The following is an 18,984-nucleotide window of genomic DNA, read 5'->3' on the forward strand; positions in this document are numbered from 1 at the left end:
CTGTCTGTTTTATACCCGGTTGAACTTCTCGATGACGCTCACAGCGAGCGGATGGCCGGACTCCACTCCGCTCACTTCGCTGAAGGCTGCGGCAGCCCCGTTCGCAGCAATCATTTCCTGCAGCCTGGCTGCTTCGGGATCCTCGGCGTAGTCGAACTTCAAGGCCAGCGCCATCACCTCGGCCAAGGAGTCCGCATGTCCGCCCTGCTCCAGGGCGCGAAGCGCCGGCCGGATCAACCGGTCGTCCGGAGACAGCTTGCGGATCGGAGAGCGGCCGACGCGCACGACCTCGTCGGTGAGATACGGATTGCGGAAGCGGTCGAGGATCGTATCGATGTAGACCTTATGCTCGCCCTCGTCGAATCCGTAAGCCTTCACGAGCATCGCGCCCGTCTCCGCCAGCGCTCCCGAGACAAGCTTCACGATCTCCTCGTCCTGCATCGACTGCTGGATCGTTTCGTAACCTTTGCGGTATCCCGCATAGGCAGCGCTGCAATGGCCGGTGTTTACGGTGAAGAGCTTGCGCTCGATGTAAGGCACGAGATCGTCCACATAATGCACGCCGCTGATTTCCTGCGATCCGGGCAGCATCTGCGAGCGGTTGACGACCCATTCGTAAAATGGCTCCACGGTAACGGCAAGAGGATCCTCATGATGCTGGATCGGCACGATCCGATCGACGGCCGAATCGGGGAACGCTGCCGCCGCTGCCGCACGACTGGCATCCTCAGGCCCGAGCAGGGCGTAGACATGCTCTTTGAGCTGCGTGCTGGCGCCGATTGCATTCTCGCAGGCGATCACATGCAGCGGAGAAGCGCCGCGCTCCATGCGCAGCTTCAACCCATCCGCGATGCCGGGAGCGATATGCTTCAGGATCGGCACTCCAACCGCTGTCGTGACCAGATCCGCCGAGGCGACCGCTTCCGCCACGGCAGCGGCGTCGCGGCCGTCGATAGCCGACACTCCAGTCACCTCTATTGCTTCTCCGCCTTCATCCGCAAGCGTCACCGTATAGGAGCCGCGCTCCCGCAGCGCGTTGACGAGCGTTTCGTTCACATCGGAGAAGACGACGTCATAGCCGGAACGCGACAGCAGCAGCCCGATAAAGCCTCGACCGATATTTCCAGCGCCGAAATGGAGAGCCTTCATTCTTCCATCCCGCTTTCGAAGATCGAGATGATTTCCTCGGCCGATCCCGCTGTACGGATCTTCTCCATGTTGTCCTCGTCGGAGCAGACCATCGCGACGCTCGTCAGAATATCCATATGCTCGCCGTTCTGAGCGGCGATGCCGACGATCAGCACGGCAGGCTCATCGCCGCCGAAGTCGACGCCGCCCGGAACCTGCAGCACGGCAAGGCCGGTCGATCTGATCATCGCTTTGGCTTCGTTCGTGCCATGGGGAATGGCCAGCCCGCTGCCCATATAGGTGGAGAGCGCGTTTTCGCGCTCGATCATTTTCTCGATATAGCCCTGGTCGGCATGTCCGGCGTCGACCAGCATCTGGCCCGCCATGCGGATCGCTTCGAATTTGTCGGCCACCTGTACGTTCAATTTGATTTTGTCTGCCGATAAAATGCTCATCTTTCTCACTCGCTTTCCAGTTTTGTTTTGAGATATCCGCGGAGATGGGAGGCGATCAGCTCCCTGATCCTGCCCTCCCGGCCCTCCGCGAGAGCCTGAATCATTTCGTCGTCCAGCAGCGTGACGCTGACCTCGCTGAGCACTTCGAGGCTTTCGCGCGACAGCTGGCGGGGTGCCAGCATGAGCAGGAAGCGGGCAAGCCGCAGCCCTTCCGCACCGTCCAGCCGCAATGCCGATTCCATCTCGAACAATAACAGAGAAGGCTTAAGCACGGCGTCGGTGCGGGTGTGGAAGAGGGCCAGCTCCGTGCCCGGTATGAGCTGCGTCCCGTTTTCCTCGCGGCGGAGCAGCAGATCGACGACTGCATGGACATCCTTCACAGTGTCCTCGAGCGCCGCATGTCCGCATGCGGCGCTCAGCCACTTTTCCAGGCTGGGCCGTCCGTCTACGGAGAGCTGCAGCACCTTGAATGCGTTCAACAGTTCGATGCTCTGCTTGGTAGCCGCCCCAAGCTGCTCAAGTCCCGTAAGAACGGCGGCTTCGGACAGCTTGACGGCATCATTCGAAATGGTGCCGGCTTCCGGCGATTCCCATTCCTTGATCAGCTCCGCCGCGGCAACAGCCGTATCGCCGGCCGGCTTCGGCCGGAGGCCTTCCCCCTGCCAGCTCTTGCTCTGGATGAACTCTCGGAGGCGATCCGCCTCCGGCGGGGTGAGAAGCGGGCTCAGCTTCAAATAATGGTCATCGGGCAGCGGCAAGTCCACCGTGCTGATGATGAGGTCATAATCCGACCGCGGTATGCGCGCCGCCTCATACCAGGATGCCTGGTCCACGATATGCAGCTGCGGGAACTCCTTGCGCAGGCGGACGGCAATCATTTTGGAAGAGCCGATCCCGCTCGTACATACGACGATTGCCCGCATGACTTGGCTTACTTGCCTGAGACGCTCCCTGGACGCCCCGAAATGCATGACGAGAAATGCGATCTCCTCATCGGGAACCGTGAATCCGGGCAGGGCGGAATCAGCTGCCTGACGAACCTGCCGATACAGCTCCGGATATTCCTTGCGTATTGCCTCCAGCAGCGGATTACGGATCCGCTGGCCTGCCCCCAGCCTCTCCAGAGCCGCCTTCAGATGGGCAAACAGCCCGTCGCGCAGCGAGCGGTCCGCCGAATAATCGGTCCCGTCCAACTCGCTCATGCGGCGGATGAACGACCGAACCTTGCCGGCCAGCTCCAGGTCATCCGCCGCCAGCGAGCCGGAAGAATGCGAGGCCGCACGGCGCAGCAGCTCCGCTGCATAAGCGGCTTCCGCCCCGGAATATCCGATTCCGAGAGCTTCCCCCAGCATGCGGCACAGGATAACGGCCGAACCGGACTCGCTTCCGCCGGGTTCGCCGGCTGCATGTCCGGCGGCTGCGCTTTTGCGCGCATATGCGAGCCGGTCAATGTCCCCTTCGCTGACGGTCATCCCCGCTTGTATTCTTACCGCTCCGATCGACAGCCGAACAAGCAGATCGGTATAGGACTCTTCGCTCAGCGTTTCCCGCTGGCTGCTTTCTTCCCATTTCCAGAGCGCCTCTTCCACAAGCCCGATCCGATCCGCACCCGCCATGCCCGCGATCATCGCGTCTACCGGGTGGATCGGCTGATCATCGCTGCCGGCAATAAGCCGCAAGTCATCCAGGCGCAAGCGGACGACCGCTCTCACCGCTTCCCGCAGCAGAGGTTCGGAACCGGTGATTTCAACCCCGTATCCCCGTCTGCGGATGAGCAGCAGACCTTGCTTCCCCGTCCATTCGGACAGGTCGTCCAGATCAGCTCCTACGGTCGGAACGGTCACCTTCATCTCCGAAGCCAGCGAGAACAGCTTCACCGGCTCCTTGGACGCAAGCAGGCGGCAGAGCAGGTATACCTGGCGTTCATCGGAGGAGTACTCCGCCTCCTCGGGAATGAGCACTTGAGCCCGGAGAGCTTCAAGGCGCTCCGGATCTCCCTCGACGCTGAGCCCCGATCCGGCTTTGCGGCGAAGCATGATTCCGCTGCGATGCAGAAAGCTCTCGACCGCGTCCAATTCCCTGTGCACCGTCCGGGCGCTGACGCGGATCGTACGAGCAATTTCCGCCACGGTGATCTCGTACGGGGGACGAAGGAGCGAATCAAGAATCTGGCGCATCCGATACGTTAGCTCCATGAGCCTGCTCCCCCCGTACGGCCGCAAAAAGGCGGTTGGATGCCGGCAATCTGCCCGCATCCACTCGCCTCAAGCCTATTATTCGTTCGTCAGTCGTTTGACAAGCTCGTCATATTCCGGACTTTTCAAGAAATTGTCGATGGAAATATGCTCCGCCTTCGGCGCTACGCCGCGAGCGCGGTCGGTAAGCGTTTTGTGCGTAATGACGATGTCCGCATCCGACGGGATGTCGCTGATCGCCGTATTCGTGACTTCAATAGGCGAGCCTGCAGCCTTCATCTTCTTGCGGAGGATGGATGCGCCCATCGCGCTGGATCCCATGCCTGCATCGCAGGAGAAGACAATTTTATGCACTTCATCCTTGTCTTTCAGACCGGCGGACATTCCTGCAGTCGCTTCGCGTGCGCCTTCGGATGCCGCAGCTGCGGCCGATGCCGGAGTGCCGCCAGCCTTCATGTCTTTCATGCGCTGGGTTGCAGCTTCCAGATCGTCTTCGTCTTCGACTGCCTTCTTGCTCGTCTTGAGGAGCAGCGCGGCAATGAGGAAGGATACGACCGCAGCCGTTACCACACCGCTGAGAACCGGGAGAATCTCGCCGCGCGGCGCCATCGCCAGGTAAGCGATGATGCTGCCGGGGGACGGAGGTCCGACGAGGCCTGCGCTGAACAGGGAGAACGTGAACGTGCCGGTCACACCGCCTGCGATGGCAGCCAGGATCAGGCGAGGGTTCATCAGGATGTACGGGAAGTAGATCTCATGAATCCCGCCGAAGAAATGGATGATCGCTGCGCCAGGAGCGGACTGGCGGGCAGCTCCGCGGCCGACGAACATGTAGGCCAGCAGGATGCCGAGGCCCGGACCCGGGTTGGACTCGAGCATGAACAGGATCGACTTGCCCGCTTCCTTGGCCTGCTCGACCGCGATCGGGTTCAGGACGCCGTGATTGATCGCGTTGTTCAGGAACAGGATCTTCGCCGGCTCGATCAGGATATTGACCAGCGGAATAAGATGGTGGGCGACCAGCCAATCCACGCCCGTGGAGAGGATGTTCGTCAGCCCTTCGATGATGCGTCCGATGAGCGCGTAAGCGACCAGGACGAGTCCGCCGCCGATGATGCCGAGCGAGAAGTTGTTGACGAGCATCTCGAAGCCGGGGCGAATTTTTCCATCGACAGCCTGGTCAAACTTCTTCAGCACCCATGCCGCTCCGGGACCTACGACCATCGCCCCGAGGAACATCGGAATGTCGGTGCCGACGATGACGCCCATGGTGACGAGTGCTCCGATGACGCCGCCGCGCTGCTTGTGGATCATCGAACCGCCGGTATAACCGATCAGCAGAGGAAGCAGATAGGTGATCATCGGGCCGACGAGCTTGGCGAGATATTCGTTCGGGAACCAGCCTGTCGGTATGAACAAGGCCGTGATCAATCCCCAAGCGATGAACGCTCCGATATTCGGCATGACCATGCCGCTAAGGAAGCGTCCGAATTTTTGAACTCCTACCCGGGCACCGCCGGATGAGGAGGATGGAGTGGTTTTAGCCACGAGGTGTACCTCCCTATGGTTATCTTCTGTCGAACGGCAAGATGTCATGAGCCGTTCGTCCTGTATTCATCCTATCCCACAACCTCCTCGCCAACAACAAAATGAAAACGCTATATTGTCAGGAAGCCTGATGACAATACTTTATTAAACATCCGGAATAGATCTGAATATTCCAGCGATTTCGGGACATTGCGGCGGCATCGCGATGCGGATGGTATACTGTTGGGACAGGAACCGAAGGATTCATTCTTACATTGTTTGTATAGGGAGGAAGAACTATGCCCCTTGACCACGGCATGATCCAAAAAACGATTCAGCGGCACGGAGCGCGCTGGAAGGAGATTTCTTTGCGCATCGCCAAAAACCCCGAGCTCGGCCATGAGGAGTTCCTGGCCTCTTCCCTGCTTGCCGACGAGCTCGAGCAGCAAGGCTTCGCCGTCGAGCGCGGCACGCTCGGCATGAAGACAGCCTTTGTCGCCTCGTACGATTCCGGCAAGCCAGGGCCTGTCGCCGCTTTTCTGTGCGAATATGACGCTCTTCCCGACATCGGCCATGCCTGCGGCCATCATATCATCGGCGTCATGGGCGTTGCGGCTGCTGTAGCCTTGAAGTCGTCCATCGGCGAGACCGGCGGAAGCATCCGCGTTTTCGGCACTCCGGCCGAAGAAACAAGCGGCGGCAAAGTGCCCATGAGCGAAGCGGGCCTTTTCGACGACTGCGGCTTTGCGCTCATGGCGCATCCCTATCACTCCCACGAGCGATCCGGAGCTTCGCTTGCACTCGATGCGGTCCGCTTCGAGTATCACGGACGGACGGCCCATGCGGCGGCGAGCCCGCATCTGGGCATCAACGCCCTCGATGCCGTTCTGATGCTGTTCGGCTCCAGCAACGCCATGCGCCAGCAGACCCGCAGCGACGGACGCATTCACGGCATCATCGACCATGGCGGCCAGGCGCCGAACATCATCCCCGGTTATGCTTCCGCCAAGTTCTATGTCCGCTCTGGCGACCGGGCTTATACGGATGAACTGACGGCAAGGCTCACCGCCTGCGCGGAAGGCGCAGCGCTCCAGACCGGCTGCAAGCTCGAAGTCTCGCGGTTCGAGTTCAGCTATGACGAGCTCAGGACGAACGAGGCCTTGTCTGCCGTCTACACCTCGAACCTGATCGCGTCCGGCATTAAGGAGGAAGAAATCATATCGGGAAGCGACCACGGATCGCTTGATCTCGGCAACGTCTCTCTCCGCTGTCCGGCCATCCATCCCTATCTGAAGGTCGTGAACGAGAAACTGGGCCTGCATACGGCGGAGTTCCGGGATGCCGCCATGAAGGAAGAGGCGCTGGAAGCGATGCTGCAAGGCGCCGGCCTGCTCGCCTCCACCGCCTTGGACGTATTGGCGGATCCGGAGCTGTACCGGCGGATCCGGGAGGAGTTCGAGCGCGGGAAGTAAACCGGCTTGGACGTGCAAGGGAGGCGCCTTGGCCGTTGTCACAGGTGCCTGGCTGTTGTGTCGGTGACTGCCTGGCGGCAGTCCCTTGGTGCTTGATTGCCCTCGGCACCCCCGCTGCGCTGCGGTCGGTGCTTAGGCGCTTTGATGGTGCTCCGGCACTACAGCCTTGCTGTGGTCGGCGCAATTGGCGCTTGATGGTGCTCCAACTCTTTGTTTGTGTTCGCAACACCCCGGCTGTAGTTGTAGCGGTGCTCTTGGCGCTTTTATGTTGCTCCCGGCATTTATTGGTCAATGCTTTTGGCGCTTGATGGTGCGTAAGCACTACCGCCGTGCTTTGGTCGGTGCTCTTGGGGCTTGAAGGCGCTCCCGGTATCCCTTATGTTCTGCGGTCGTGCTTGTTCGCGCCCTTGTAGCTTTCAACCTCGTGCATGCTGTCATGTCTACGGCCACAACATCTCTTCCCACTAACAAGCTTAACCGTTTTCTCCGTTCTTCTAGGCTTCTGCGCCTTGTTCACAACGGAACGCCAACGTATCGGACATAGGATCCGTTATTTTGAAAGTAGAGGCGGTTACTGGAGATTATCGGACATACGATCCGTTATTTTGAAAGTAGAGGCGGTTATTGGAGATTATCGGACATACGATCCGTTATTTAGCCAAAAACCGCCTCATTATGGTGTTTTTTCTGAAAATAGCGGAACTCATGTCCGTTAAAATTTCTTGAATGCCCAAAAAACAGGGAATAGCGGATCGTATGTCCGATAATGTTTCTTTTCCACTTCGAACACCGTTCCAACTCCACGTCCGATGGCGTTACGGTTCCAATTTTGATAGCGTTCCGTCTTCCACGCCCATGTACCGATCGGATTTCATACCATTAGCTTCAATTACCTTCCTGCTCCGATTCTCTTCTGTTTCCGTGCACGCAACACTTCAAATCCACACTTAATTCTGTTCCCTTCCCACATCACACAGCAGTCCAAGTCCCTTCCGGTACCGTTCCGATGCTGCAGCTCTAATTCCGAGTCCGACTCCCGTTCCCTACCACCTCCCGCTGCAATCTAAGTCCACTCCCGGTAACATCTGTCGGTTGTGAAGCGGAACAGGAACAGAATGGAGTTGCGTTAGAATTGTAGAATTGGACAGCACTCACTCTTATCCCTTGGTAGCTTACTCAGGCAGCTTACTCAGGCAGCTTACTAAAGCATACTAAGGCACCTTACTGAGCCGCACGACCGTGTTGATTCCGCGGCTCGCGGCTATTTCCTCCAATGGCGCTTGTCCATCATGGACTTGAACCTGGATACACCCGATATCCAAACGTTGCAGCGTATTTTCGCGGAGCTGACAAGCAACGATCAAATTCTGCTTCCCCTTATCCCGATCCATGCGGCTCCACGTCCCGCGTTCCACGCATGATGACAATAAAAAAGCCGCTGCCGAAGTCTGACGACTCCATGCAGCGGCATCTTTTTTCTATTAGTCGAAGTAAACGGCTTTGCCCGTCTTGGAGGACTCGTAGATCGCTTCGAGAATCTCGGATACGACCAGCGCCTGCTCAGGCGTCACGACCGGAGTCGTGTCGTTGATGACGCTCTGGATCCAGGAGCGCGCTTCCAGCTCGCCCGGATCTTCCGAAGCGCCTTCGTAGAAGGCGACGCCGCCGCTGCCAAGCTCGATTTCCTTGACGTACAGGCGGGCGTTGTCTTCGCCATTGATGCGAAGGCCATTCTTCATGTCCGCACCGGCCTTCGTGCCGCTCAGCGATACTTTCGCCTCGTCGACTTCAAGGGAGTTCAAGGCCCAGCTGGATTCCAGTACGATGGAAGCGCCGTTCTCCATGGTGATCATGGCGAAAGCGGAATCCTCGACCGTGAACTGTTTCGGATCCCATGGACCCCATGCATTCGCGGCGTTCTCGTTCTGGGACAGCTTATGGTACGCGCGTCCAAGCACGGCTTTTGGCTTGTAGTTGTCCATCATCCACAGAGCCAGGTCAAGCGCATGCGTGCCGATGTCGATCAGCGGTCCGCCGCCTTGTTTTTCTTCGTCCAGGAACACGCCCCAGGTCGGAACAGCGCGGCGGCGGATGGCATGGGCCTTGGCGTAGTAAACTTCGCCGAGCTCGTCCTTCGCGCAAGCGTCCTTCAGGAAGCGGGAGTCGGAGCGGAAGCGGTTCTGGTAGCCGATCGTCAGCTTTTTGCCGGTACGCTTGGCGGCTTCCAGCATGCGGCGCGCATCGTCAGCCGTTTTGGCCATCGGCTTTTCGCACATGACATGCTTGCCGGCTTCCAGAGCGGCGATCGCGATATCCGCATGGGAATCGTTCGGCGTGCAGACATGCACGACTTGAATGGAAGAATCATTCAGAAGATCATGGAAATTCTCGTATACCGCCGCTTCCGCAGTGCCGAATTTGGACTTGGCCTCTTCGGCGCGGTCGCGGTGGATATCGCAGAACGCCACCATTTCAGCCTCTTGAACTTTGGACAGGGAAGGCATATGCTTGCCGTTGGCGATGCCCCCGCATCCGATAATGCCCACACGTACTTTGGACATGGATCTTCCTCCTCGCTATAAATCCGTTATTTTGGGTTTTTGGGTGTTGATTGCAGAGGGAAGCTTGATTGTGGATGCCCTCTGACACTAGAATAAGTATAGATAACAGCCCGTTAAAAAGAAAGCGTCTTAATAGCGATGCTTTTATGCAATATTGGTATTGGAGGCGCTTCGGCTTTGGAAGTCTACAACGAAAAGGTCCTGTATGAAAACCCTCTCTTGTCTCTGCGCATCTTCCAGTCGCAACGCGAGGACAACCTGCTCATCAACTGGCATTACCACCGGGAGCTGGAGCTTCTGCTCGTCCAGAGCGGCAGCATGGAAGTGTTCGTCGAGGAAGATGTCTTCAGGCTGGAAGCCGGAGACGTTGCGATCATCGGCGCCAACCAGCTTCACCGTGACCGGAGCTCGGCCGAAAGGCTGGATTATATCGTGCTTCAGTTCGACCTGGAGCAGTTTTTCGACCACAGCACAATGCCTTACATGCGCTACTTCACGGAAACCAGCCACCCTCTCAGCCAGGTGAATTATATTTTCAAGGAGAACTCCTCCGTCAAGGAAGCGATCGGGGATTGCGTCCGCGAGATCCTGTCGGAGGCGACCGTCAAGCACACCGGCTACGAGCTCGCGGTCAACATGCTGATCAAGAAGATCCTGCTCCTCATGCTCCGCAACGACAAGCGCAAAGTGCTCGCCGAGCAGGAGGATTTCGACCGGGTCCGCCTGCGGCCCGTGCTCAGCTTCGTGGAGCAGCATCTCACCGACCGGATCCAGGTGGAGGAAGTGTGCAAGCTGGCGAATATGAGCTACTATTATTTCGTCAAATACTTCAAAAAATCCATCGGGCTCAGCTTTACCGAGTACGTCAACTACCGCAAGATCAAATGGGCCGAGCGCATTCTGCTCACCAAGGATCTCAGCGTCTCCGAGGTCGGGGACCGGATCGGCATGCCGAACATGGCCCACTTCTACAAGATGTTCAAGAAGTACAACGACTGCTCGCCGAAAGAATTCCAGAAGCGGATGCTCGCCTGGGGCGGACGCAGCAGCTGACTCCTAGCCGCTCCCGCAACCGCGCGGCAGAGGTTCAAGCCAAAAAACCGGCTCAAGGGTTTCGAAACCCTTGAGCCGGTTTTTTTGATCTGTCTTCCGGGCCTCTCTCCGGACTGTTCCGGCGTCAGCCCCTTACAACGAAGATCCGGCTTTCTTAGGCAGAACCAGCTTGTAGCCGACGCCTCGGATCGATTCGATGCAGACGGACTGTGCGCCTAGCTCGAGCTTCTTGCGCAGCGAGCTGACATGGACATCGACGGTCCGCTGGCCGCCGATATAGTCGAAGCCCCAGACGACATTCATGAGATCGTCGCGGGTAATGACCATGCCGGGCCGCTGGATCAAATACAGCAGAACTTCGAATTCCTTCGGCCTCAGCGGCACCTGCTCGCCCGCGAGCACGACCTCGTAGCGGTCGGGATAAATGGACAGCTCCCCGGCCGTAATGACCTTGTCCTGCGGATCAGCGGCATCCGGCAGGCCGCCGCCCGAACGCCGGAGCACGGCGGATACCCGGGCCAGCAGCTCCGCCACGCCGAACGGCTTGGTGATATAATCGTCCGCGCCGTGCTTCAGTCCCTGCACGACCTCTTCCTCCGCGTTGCGCGCGGTCAGGATGATGATCGGCGTCCGGATGCCGCTCTGCCTCAGTTTGCCCAGCACCTCGAAGCCGTTCATGCCCGGAAGCATGATATCGAGCATGATCAGGTCGAAGCTGCGCTGCAGAGCCGCCTGCAGCCCGTCCGCCCCGTTCTCCGATACGGTTACTTCATACCCTTCTTGCGTCAGGTTATAAGACAGAAGCCTGGATAATGTCGGCTCGTCCTCGATGACCAGCACTTTGTGCGTCATATTCTATCGACCTCCAGCATCGTGAGCCGACGCCCGGGTACGGATCTCTCCGCCGCCCGTCTGCCGGTTCCGCTTGCGTTGCAGCATATGCACCGGACTTGCGGCTCCGGCTGCTTATCTCTTACCAGTGTACCATGCGGCGGCAAGGAAACGAAGGAAGCGGAGAAAGCTCCCTTCGTCAAGGCTGAATGACGGGCAGCTCGATCGTGAACGCCGTTCCGACGCCGACCGTACTGTCGACCGTGATGCTGCCGTGATGCAGCTCGACCAGATGCTTGACGATCGACAGCCCGAGGCCGGTGCCGCCGCTGACCCGCGACCTCGCCTTGTCGACCCGATAAAACCGTTCGAAAATTCTCGGAAGATCTTTGCGCGGAATCCCGATGCCGGTATCTACGATCCGGATCTGCACCATCTCCGAACCGCCCTCGCCATGCACGAGGCTTGTCCGCACGCTTACCTTGCCGCCTTCCGGCGTGTAGCTGATGCCGTTCTGCAGCAGATTGGCCACGACCTGCCGCAGCCGGTCCTCATCCGCTTCCAGATAAATGCCCGGCGCGTTGTCCAGCGTCATCGTGATCGATTTGCGCGCGGCTTCCGACTCCAGTATCGTCATGCTCCGCTCCATGAAGGAAGCCAGATCGATCGGGGAAAATTGGAGAGGGACGCGGCGGGACTCGATTTTGGACAGCTCCAGAATGTCGCCGATCAGCCGGTTCAGCCTCTCGCTCTCGTCATAGATGATCTGCATGAATTGCTTGGACATGACGGGATCGTTGACGGCTCCGCCGAGAAGCGTCTCCGCGAAGCCTTTGATCGCCGTAATCGGCGTCTTGAGCTCATGCGACACATTGGCCACGAATTCGCTGCGCATCCGCTCCAGGCGGCGGATCGCCGAGACGTCATGAAGGACAAGCAGCAAGCCGCCGAAGGATTCGTCGCTCTGGTAGACAGGCACCAGATTCAGCTCCAGCAAGCGCTCCTCCGGGAAATAGAACGTGATCTCCTCGTGGACGGCTTCCTGCTTCTCCAGCCCCTGCTGGATGATCTGGGACAGCTCGAACTGCTGCTTGGCCTCGCTGTATGGCCTGCCCACCATTTCCCTATGCTCGAAGCCGAGCACCTCTTCCGCCCGGCGGTTCAGCAGCATCATGCGGCCGGCGGGATCGATCATGACAACGCCGCTCGTCATGTTGTCCAGCACGCTGTAGAGCTGCGTCTCGTTCTGCTGGATGCGGTTCATCTGCACCTGCAAGCCTTCCGCCATGGAGTTGATGGCCGCTCCCAGCTCGCCGATCTCATCCTTGTTGTGGACGTCGACGCGCACGCTGTAATCCATGGAACGGATCCGCTTGGCCGCGTCGGTGATCTGCTCGAGCGGACTTGTCAGCCCCTTGGCGATCCGGTAGCTGACGACAGCGGCCACCAGGAAGAGCAGCAGCAGTCCGATGATGAGCACCGTCCAGAGGCGGTTGATGTTCCTTTCGACGGTTTCCAGGCTATAGGAAAGCCGGATGATGTCCGAATGGGGACTGTCCTTATCCGCGGCTATGGCCACATACAGCATGTTCCTGCTGATCGTGTCGCTGTGGCGGATCGCGCGCCCGGTCCCGTTCTGCTCCGCCTGCTTCACTTCCGTGCGGCTGAGATGGTTGTCCATCGTGGAGGGATCATGATCCGAATCCCCGAGGACGAAGCCGTCTTTGCGGATGAAGGTGACCCTCGCTCCCGTCAAATCCTTGAGTTCCCTGGCTTTCGCCTGGAAGTACGATTCCGCCTCGGCCTGGGATGCAAACTCCCATGTCGTATTGGAATTGATGATCCTCATCTCCCTAACCATGCTTTCCTCAAGCGCCGAGATATGGTTGGATTTATAGGTTTTGCCCATCATGAGCCCGGCTGCCGTCACCGACAGGCCGATCATGAGGATAATGATAAGCGTCAACCGCATGCGAAAACGTTTCAAGCCGGCATCTCTCCCAATTCTCTTTCTGAATCCTTCCCTATCGTACCCTCCCTGTCCCAGCGGCGCTATGGGGGTATTGTAAACTTTATGTAAAACTTTCATGCACAGGAAAGTTCGCTTCGATCAGCTCCGGTGCCGGAAGTTCAGGCTGCGCAGTCGGAAGTTCGTTTCGATCGCTGTTGAAGCCGGATTTCATTGATACCATTCCTCCTGGGAGGAAATCCGGCTTCAAAGGCGAACGCTGCCGCTTCTACACGATTCTTCCGGCTGCTCCGCGGAGCAGGGGCTAAAAGACAAACCAGAACCCTTCGACAACCAAACCTTATTCGACAGCCAAACCCTCTTCGACAACCAAACTCTATTCGACAGCCAAACCCTATTCGACAACCAACCCCTATTCGACAGCCAAACCCTCCAATCAAGCCTACTTGCCTATATTTCCAACGCATGCGGAGTTCAACTGCCTCCATCCTCATTCCGGGCCTATCGGACAAATCCGCAACCAAATAGAGCGGACGCAAAAGCGCCGCTCCATGTTGGCAAAACGTTTCTAATTCCGAGAAATTAAAGTACTAGTAAAGCTAAGTCCGAACTGATCTGTCAGCCGAGCAGATCACAGAACCTTCTCTCCGAAGACATCAAAGACCGAAGCCGAACGGATATTCGGCCGAAAGCTCCATCGGTAGCCGTCCGGAAGGCTTGAGCTCGCCGGCTAGAGCCTTGGCGGCGGATTGAAGGGCAAGCGGCCGGCACTCATATACCGCCAGATAGGCCTGGACATCCGGGAACAGATTGATGTCCAGAGGATTGCGGACCGAGACGGCGACCGTCTTCTCGGGAGCAAGCTTCATCAGTTGCTCGGCCGTCGTCCTCTCCAGCGGATGCTTCATCGCGTCGTAGCTGACGAGGACGATGCGGTCGAAATGCTCCAGCCCCGCAAGCGGATCGCTGCCGCTCATGCGGCGCTCCTCCACGTTCGGCAGCCGCTTCTGCAGCTGCGAACCGAGCGTCCCGTCGCCGGCGAGCATCTCGTCGGCGACCGAGACGGCGACAATCTCCGGCCACAGGACGAGCGTGCGGCCTTCGGCCGGCAGAGGCAGCAGGCCGCCTTCATTTTTGACGAGCGTCACGGAAGCTTCGCTCCAGCGTTCAGCGGCGGCGCGATGCTCTTCGGTGAAGATGCTGCGGGTAGCTTCGTCCCATGGCAGCAGCGGCTCGCCTTTGGCCAGCTTGTCCTTGAGCGCCATTATCCGATCCAGCGATTCATCGATGCGGGCTTCGTCCAGCTGGCCGTTCTCGATGGCAGCGGCAACGGCTTCAAGCGCGGCCAGCTGCTTCTCCGGCGTATGGCTGACGAGCAGGAGGTCGGCTCCGGCATCGATGGCTTTGACGGAGCCTTGGCCCGGACCGTAGAAGCGGTCGATCGCGTCCATCTCGAGGCAGTCCGTCACGATGACGCCTTCGTAGCCGAGATCGCCGCGCAGCAGCCCAGTCAGCACCGGCTTCGACAAGGTGGACGGAACGCCGCTCGGATCGAGCGACGGCAGGCAGATGTGAGCGGTCATGATGAGGTCCGTGCCGGCTTCGATGGCAGCCTTGAACGGCGGCAGCTCGATGGCTTCGAGGCGCGCACGGTCATGCGGCACGACGGGCAGATCATGGTGGGAGTCGACGCTCGTGTCGCCATGCCCGGGGAAATGCTTGACCGTAGCGGAAACTCCCGCCGCCTGGTAACCGCGGACGGCTGCCGCTCCCAGCCTGGATACCAGCTCCGGCCGGTCTCCGAAGGAGCGCACGTTGATGACCGGATTGTCCGGATTGTTGTTGACGTCGAGGCAAGGCGCCAGGTTGAGGTTGATGCCCAGCTTGCGCAGCTCTTCGCCGGAGATACGGGCCGTTTCGTACGCCCCTTGCTCCGAGCCTGCCGCGCCGAGCGCCATATTGCCGGGCATGAGGGTAACGCCGTCCACGATGCGGGCGACCATGCCGCCTTCCTGATCGATGCTGACGAGCAGCGGCGGACGCCCCGCCTCGGCGGCTGCTGCGCCGAGCTGTCCGGACAGCTCATGCACCTGGCGGGCGTCCTGGACATTGCGGGAGAAGTAGATGACGCCTCCGACACCGTAATCCCGGATGACGCCAAGGATGTCGTCCGAAGGCTGCTTGCCATGGAAGCCGAAGATGAACAGCTGCGCGATTTTTTCCTTGAGGGACCAGCCCTCGTAAGGCTTGCCCGCGCTGCCGGCAATAGAAGATGGATGATTGATGGACATAGAGAGACCCCTGCCTTCCAAAATGTAGGTTAAGTCAAATGCGGCTTGGAGCCTTCGGCCGGAGGCTGGCTCAGCCTGGCCCGGAAATCCGTCGGATTCTCGCCGGTGTACTTCATGAATACTTTGGTAAAATACCTTCGCTCGGAATAACCGACTTCCTTGGAGATCAGAGCGACGCTCTTCGAAGTATCCGCGAGCAGCGCCTTGGCTTTCTCCATTCGCTGCCGCGTGACGTATTCGATGAACGTCTCGCCGTAGGTCTGCTTGAAGAGCAGGCTGAAATAAGAGGTGCTGAGTCCGACGCGGGTAGCCGCTTCTTCTACGCTGATGTCCCGGAAGAGGTTGCGGTCCAGATAAGCCCGCGCCTCCGCGATCGTCCGCTCCGAATGCTTCTTCTTGTCGCTCGATCCAGCAAGCCCGGCGTCCGCCGTCTGGCGGATGACGCCCATCAGGTCCTTGGCGCTGATCCTCCGGTCCAGCTTGCGCCACAACGCGTCTTCCTGCTCCTTGCCGAGCAGCTGCATGTCCTTCATCTCCCTCATGAGATGGAGAGCGAAGTAGTGCAGCACGGGCTTGGCTCTGCCCAGCTCGGGCGTGCTGAGAGTCTGCAGATGGGCGGACAGCTGCCGGATGACTTCATGCACCTCGCTGGACGATCCGCCCTTCATCGCCTCCAGGATCCGTTCGGAGTTCGCCCACAGCTCCTCGTGGGAAGTGTCGCTCTCCACGCTGTCGTCGGTGAAGAATCGGATGCGCTCCGCCTCGGGATCCAGCTGCATGGAGCGGTGGACGCGCTTGTATGCGGCCGACAGCCCCTTGAGCGGGACCGGTTCATGCCAGATGCCCGCATGGAGATTGAGCTTCACATGCCGGCTGACTTCGCCGAGCAGCTGCTCGGTCCGCTCCGCCATGACATTGAGATCAAGCCGCGAGAGGCCCGTCTCCAGCAGCAGGCACCATTCGCCGTCCCGCATCTGGATGACGGCATTCCGGATTCCGCTGCGGCGAAGCGCTTCCCGGACGACATTGCTCACGGCGAAGTTCCAGAGCTTGCGCTCCTTGTCGTTCCACTCCCTCCAGTCCTTGGCCTCTTCGGACCCGGCGTCGAGATCGAATACGATCAGGATGTAGCTGCGTCCCGCCGGCTCAAGCTCATCCTCGGCCATGAGCCAATGGTTGTGGGACACGTCCGTATAATCCTTCAACACGTCGAACAGCACCTTCTCATTGGCCAGATCCATGACGGCATCCAGCCTCTGCCGCTCGCTCTGCAACTGCTTCATGCGGGTGCGGCGCTGGTTCATGACCCGCGCGATGACCCCGGTCAATTCGTCATAAGGAATCGGCTTCAGAATATAGTCCTGAACTCCGTACTGGATGGCGGTACGGGTATAGCTGAAGTCCTGGTAGCCGGACAGCATGATGATGTCCAGATCCATGCCCGCTTCGCGGATCGTCTTCACGAGCGTCATTCCATCCATCACGGGCATGCGGATGTCGCACAAGAGCAGATCCGTGTCGCCGTCCTGGAGAAGCTCCAGAGCCTCGCGCCCGTTCTTTGCCGTGGCAGCCACCTGGAGTCCGAGCATCTCCCAGGGGATGACCTTCTCCAGGTTGCGAGTAATATGCGGTTCGTCGTCGACGATCATGACCTTTCCCGTCATGCCTGTTCCCCCCTATTGCGCGGAATGGTGCACCGGATCGTCGTTCCTTGTCCGGGGCTGCTGCATATCATCATGCCATAGCCGGGTCCGTAATGGATCCGGAGCCGGTCCGCGACGTTGCGCAGGCCGAGGCCGCCCCTCTCCCCATCCTCCATCGGACTCCATTTCCCCTCTTTCCTGCCCTCCGCGATCCGGCTCATCGCCTCCCCGTCCATGCCGATGCCGTTGTCGGCCACTTCAAGGACGATGCTGCCGGAAACGATGCTCACGGACACCCGGATCATGCCTGCGTGCTCAAGTCCGTCGAAGCCGTGCTGGATGCTGTTCTCGACGAGCGGCTGCAGCGTCAGCTTGAGGATCCGGTATTCCAGCGCCTCCTCATCGACATCCAGCTCGTAATGGAACAGATCCTCGAAGCGGTACTTCTGGATTTCCAGGTAGCTTCGGACATGCTCCAGCTCCTCATGCACCGTGATCTCTTCCTTCTGGTGCATGCTCGTCCTCAGAAGCCGGCTGAGACGATGGACCATGAGCATGATCTTGGCGCCTTCGTTCTGCGCAGCCAGCGCATTGATGGACTCCAGCGTATTGAACAGGAAGTGGGGCTTGATCTGCGCCTGCATGAGCATCATTTCGGCACGCTGCTTGCGCACCTGCTCCTCCCTCACTTCGGTCAGCAAGCCCCCCAGCCTCTCGGTCATGCTGTTGAAGCTGCTCCCGAGCAGCACCGTCTCGTCCTTGCCCTGCACCGGAACCCGGATATCCAGCAATCCCTGCTCGACCAGACGCATCTTGCGGACGACGCGGATGATCGACTTGGCCACCCGGTTGACGAAGAAGACGTTGAACAGTATCGCCGACAGCAGGCACAAGCCGGTGATCAGGCTGATCCATTTGACGAAGTTGACATTCTCGCTCATCAGGGAATTCCATGGTTTGGCCGATACGAGCATCCAATCGTTGATGCCGAGCCAATAAGAGGAGGTCAGGCTGTCGACTCCCTGGAACTTGGCCCGCTCGCTCGCGTAGGGCTGATCCGCGCTCGAGGGCAGATAGCTATTACCGTCCAGTACTTGCCCGGCAAGCTTCGTCTCGCTGTCGAGCAGCACCAGGCCGCGCTGGTTGACGATGTAATACCTTGAGCCGTCGGAGAGGCTGCCCCGGAAGTTCGTCAGGATGTCGTCCACGCCGGACGACTTGAACTGGGTGACCATGATGCCCAGATTGTCCAGGCTGTCCCTGTCCTTCACGACGCGCATCTGGGTGAACAGCGAGTATTCCTTGCCGGTCAGCTCTTCCTGCTCATAAGGTCCGATCCACAGCGGCTTGGCATTGAGGCGCTCCGCCTTGGCATAGGACGGATGGGACTTCAGCCGCTCGTACGTGACGGGCTTGAATGTCGTGGGATCGTTGCGGGTGGAGCGGAACAGCGCCCCGTTGTTCGCATACAGGATGATATAGCTCATCGCCGGATTCTGGAACAGCAGCTCGCCCATTTCCTTTTCCGCCTGCCCTTTTGCGATCAGGGAGCTGGCGCCGCCGTTCGGATCGGCGTTGAGCTTGAGCGTTTCCTGCACGACGGAGCTCGTCAGGCTCGCATCGGTAAGACGGTTCATCTCGTCGAAAAAATTGCGGATGTTGCTGCCGACCGCATGCATCGTCATCTCGGTCTGCTCGTTGTACTTTTTCTCCAGGAGATGCTCGTAATAGAGGAAGGATACGACCCCTAAAGATGCGACGGGCACTACGATCAGAAGGATGAAGGCCAGCAGCAGCTTCGGTCTTAGATTCACAGCCTGTCGACCCCCTCTCTTGTCAGCTCGCGTCCATGATCGGTC

Annotated in this window: 12 protein-coding genes; 2 read left to right on the top strand and 10 right to left on the bottom strand. The window is 59.1% G+C overall.

Features of this window, described 5'->3' with window-relative positions; all coding sequences use genetic code 11:
- Positions 1-9 precede the first annotated feature (9 nt).
- The 4 genes from ACLBWT_RS05875 to ACLBWT_RS05890 all read right to left on the bottom strand — a co-directional run bounded on the left by ACLBWT_RS05875 (position 10) and on the right by ACLBWT_RS05890 (position 5,326).
- Positions 10-1,149, bottom strand: a complete 1,140-nt coding sequence (locus ACLBWT_RS05875) for a mannitol-1-phosphate 5-dehydrogenase (RefSeq protein ID WP_447662100.1) — start codon at positions 1,147-1,149, stop codon at positions 10-12.
- Positions 1,146-1,583: a PTS sugar transporter subunit IIA gene (locus ACLBWT_RS05880; protein WP_447662101.1), complete on the bottom strand. Its 438-nt coding sequence runs from the start codon at positions 1,581-1,583 to the stop codon at positions 1,146-1,148. The genes ACLBWT_RS05875 and ACLBWT_RS05880 overlap by 4 nt, the downstream gene beginning before the upstream one ends.
- Before the next feature lie 5 nt (positions 1,584-1,588).
- Positions 1,589-3,778: a BglG family transcription antiterminator gene (locus tag ACLBWT_RS05885; RefSeq protein ID WP_447662102.1), complete on the bottom strand. Its 2,190-nt coding sequence runs from the start codon at positions 3,776-3,778 to the stop codon at positions 1,589-1,591.
- Positions 3,779-3,856: 78 nt separating this feature from the next.
- Entirely contained in the window at positions 3,857-5,326 is a 1,470-nt protein-coding gene (locus ACLBWT_RS05890; protein WP_447662103.1) for a PTS mannitol transporter subunit IICB, read from the bottom strand.
- Between the two features lie 278 nt (positions 5,327-5,604).
- Between ACLBWT_RS05890 and ACLBWT_RS05895 the strand changes: the two genes are divergently transcribed.
- A complete protein-coding gene (locus ACLBWT_RS05895; protein WP_447662104.1) occupies positions 5,605-6,777 on the top strand; it encodes a M20 family metallopeptidase in 1,173 nt (390 codons plus the stop codon).
- A gap of 1,481 nt (positions 6,778-8,258) precedes the next feature.
- Here the strand turns inward: ACLBWT_RS05895 and ACLBWT_RS05900 are convergent.
- Positions 8,259-9,338 carry a Gfo/Idh/MocA family protein gene (locus ACLBWT_RS05900; protein ID WP_447662105.1) on the bottom strand — a complete coding sequence of 360 codons (1,080 nt, stop codon included), beginning with the start codon at positions 9,336-9,338 and terminating at the stop codon, positions 8,259-8,261.
- 177 nt (positions 9,339-9,515) lie between these two features.
- Here ACLBWT_RS05900 and ACLBWT_RS05905 point away from each other — a divergent pair, with 177 nt between their 5' ends.
- Entirely contained in the window at positions 9,516-10,391 is an 876-nt protein-coding gene (locus tag ACLBWT_RS05905; RefSeq protein WP_447662106.1) for an AraC family transcriptional regulator, read from the top strand.
- Positions 10,392-10,523: 132 nt separating this feature from the next.
- Here the strand turns inward: ACLBWT_RS05905 and ACLBWT_RS05910 are convergent, their stop codons facing one another.
- The 5 genes from ACLBWT_RS05910 to ACLBWT_RS05930 form a co-directional block, all read right to left on the bottom strand.
- Positions 10,524-11,243, bottom strand: a complete 720-nt coding sequence (locus tag ACLBWT_RS05910; RefSeq protein ID WP_049867018.1) for a response regulator transcription factor — start codon at positions 11,241-11,243, stop codon at positions 10,524-10,526.
- A 178-nt stretch (positions 11,244-11,421) separates the two neighbouring features.
- Entirely contained in the window at positions 11,422-13,209 is a 1,788-nt protein-coding gene (gene pnpS / locus ACLBWT_RS05915; RefSeq protein ID WP_447662107.1) for a two-component system histidine kinase PnpS, read from the bottom strand.
- Positions 13,210-13,847: 638 nt separating this feature from the next.
- Entirely contained in the window at positions 13,848-15,482 is a 1,635-nt protein-coding gene (locus ACLBWT_RS05920; RefSeq protein ID WP_447662108.1) for a glycoside hydrolase family 3 protein, read from the bottom strand.
- Between the two features lie 29 nt (positions 15,483-15,511).
- Positions 15,512-17,146 carry a response regulator transcription factor gene (locus tag ACLBWT_RS05925; RefSeq protein WP_447662109.1) on the bottom strand — a complete coding sequence of 545 codons (1,635 nt, stop codon included), beginning with the start codon at positions 17,144-17,146 and terminating at the stop codon, positions 15,512-15,514.
- Positions 17,143-18,939 carry a cache domain-containing sensor histidine kinase gene (locus tag ACLBWT_RS05930; RefSeq protein ID WP_447662110.1) on the bottom strand — a complete coding sequence of 599 codons (1,797 nt, stop codon included), beginning with the start codon at positions 18,937-18,939 and terminating at the stop codon, positions 17,143-17,145. The genes ACLBWT_RS05925 and ACLBWT_RS05930 overlap by 4 nt, the downstream gene beginning before the upstream one ends.
- Positions 18,940-18,984 lie beyond the last annotated feature (45 nt).

It is taken from the genome of Paenibacillus sp. D51F (assembly GCF_053345695.1).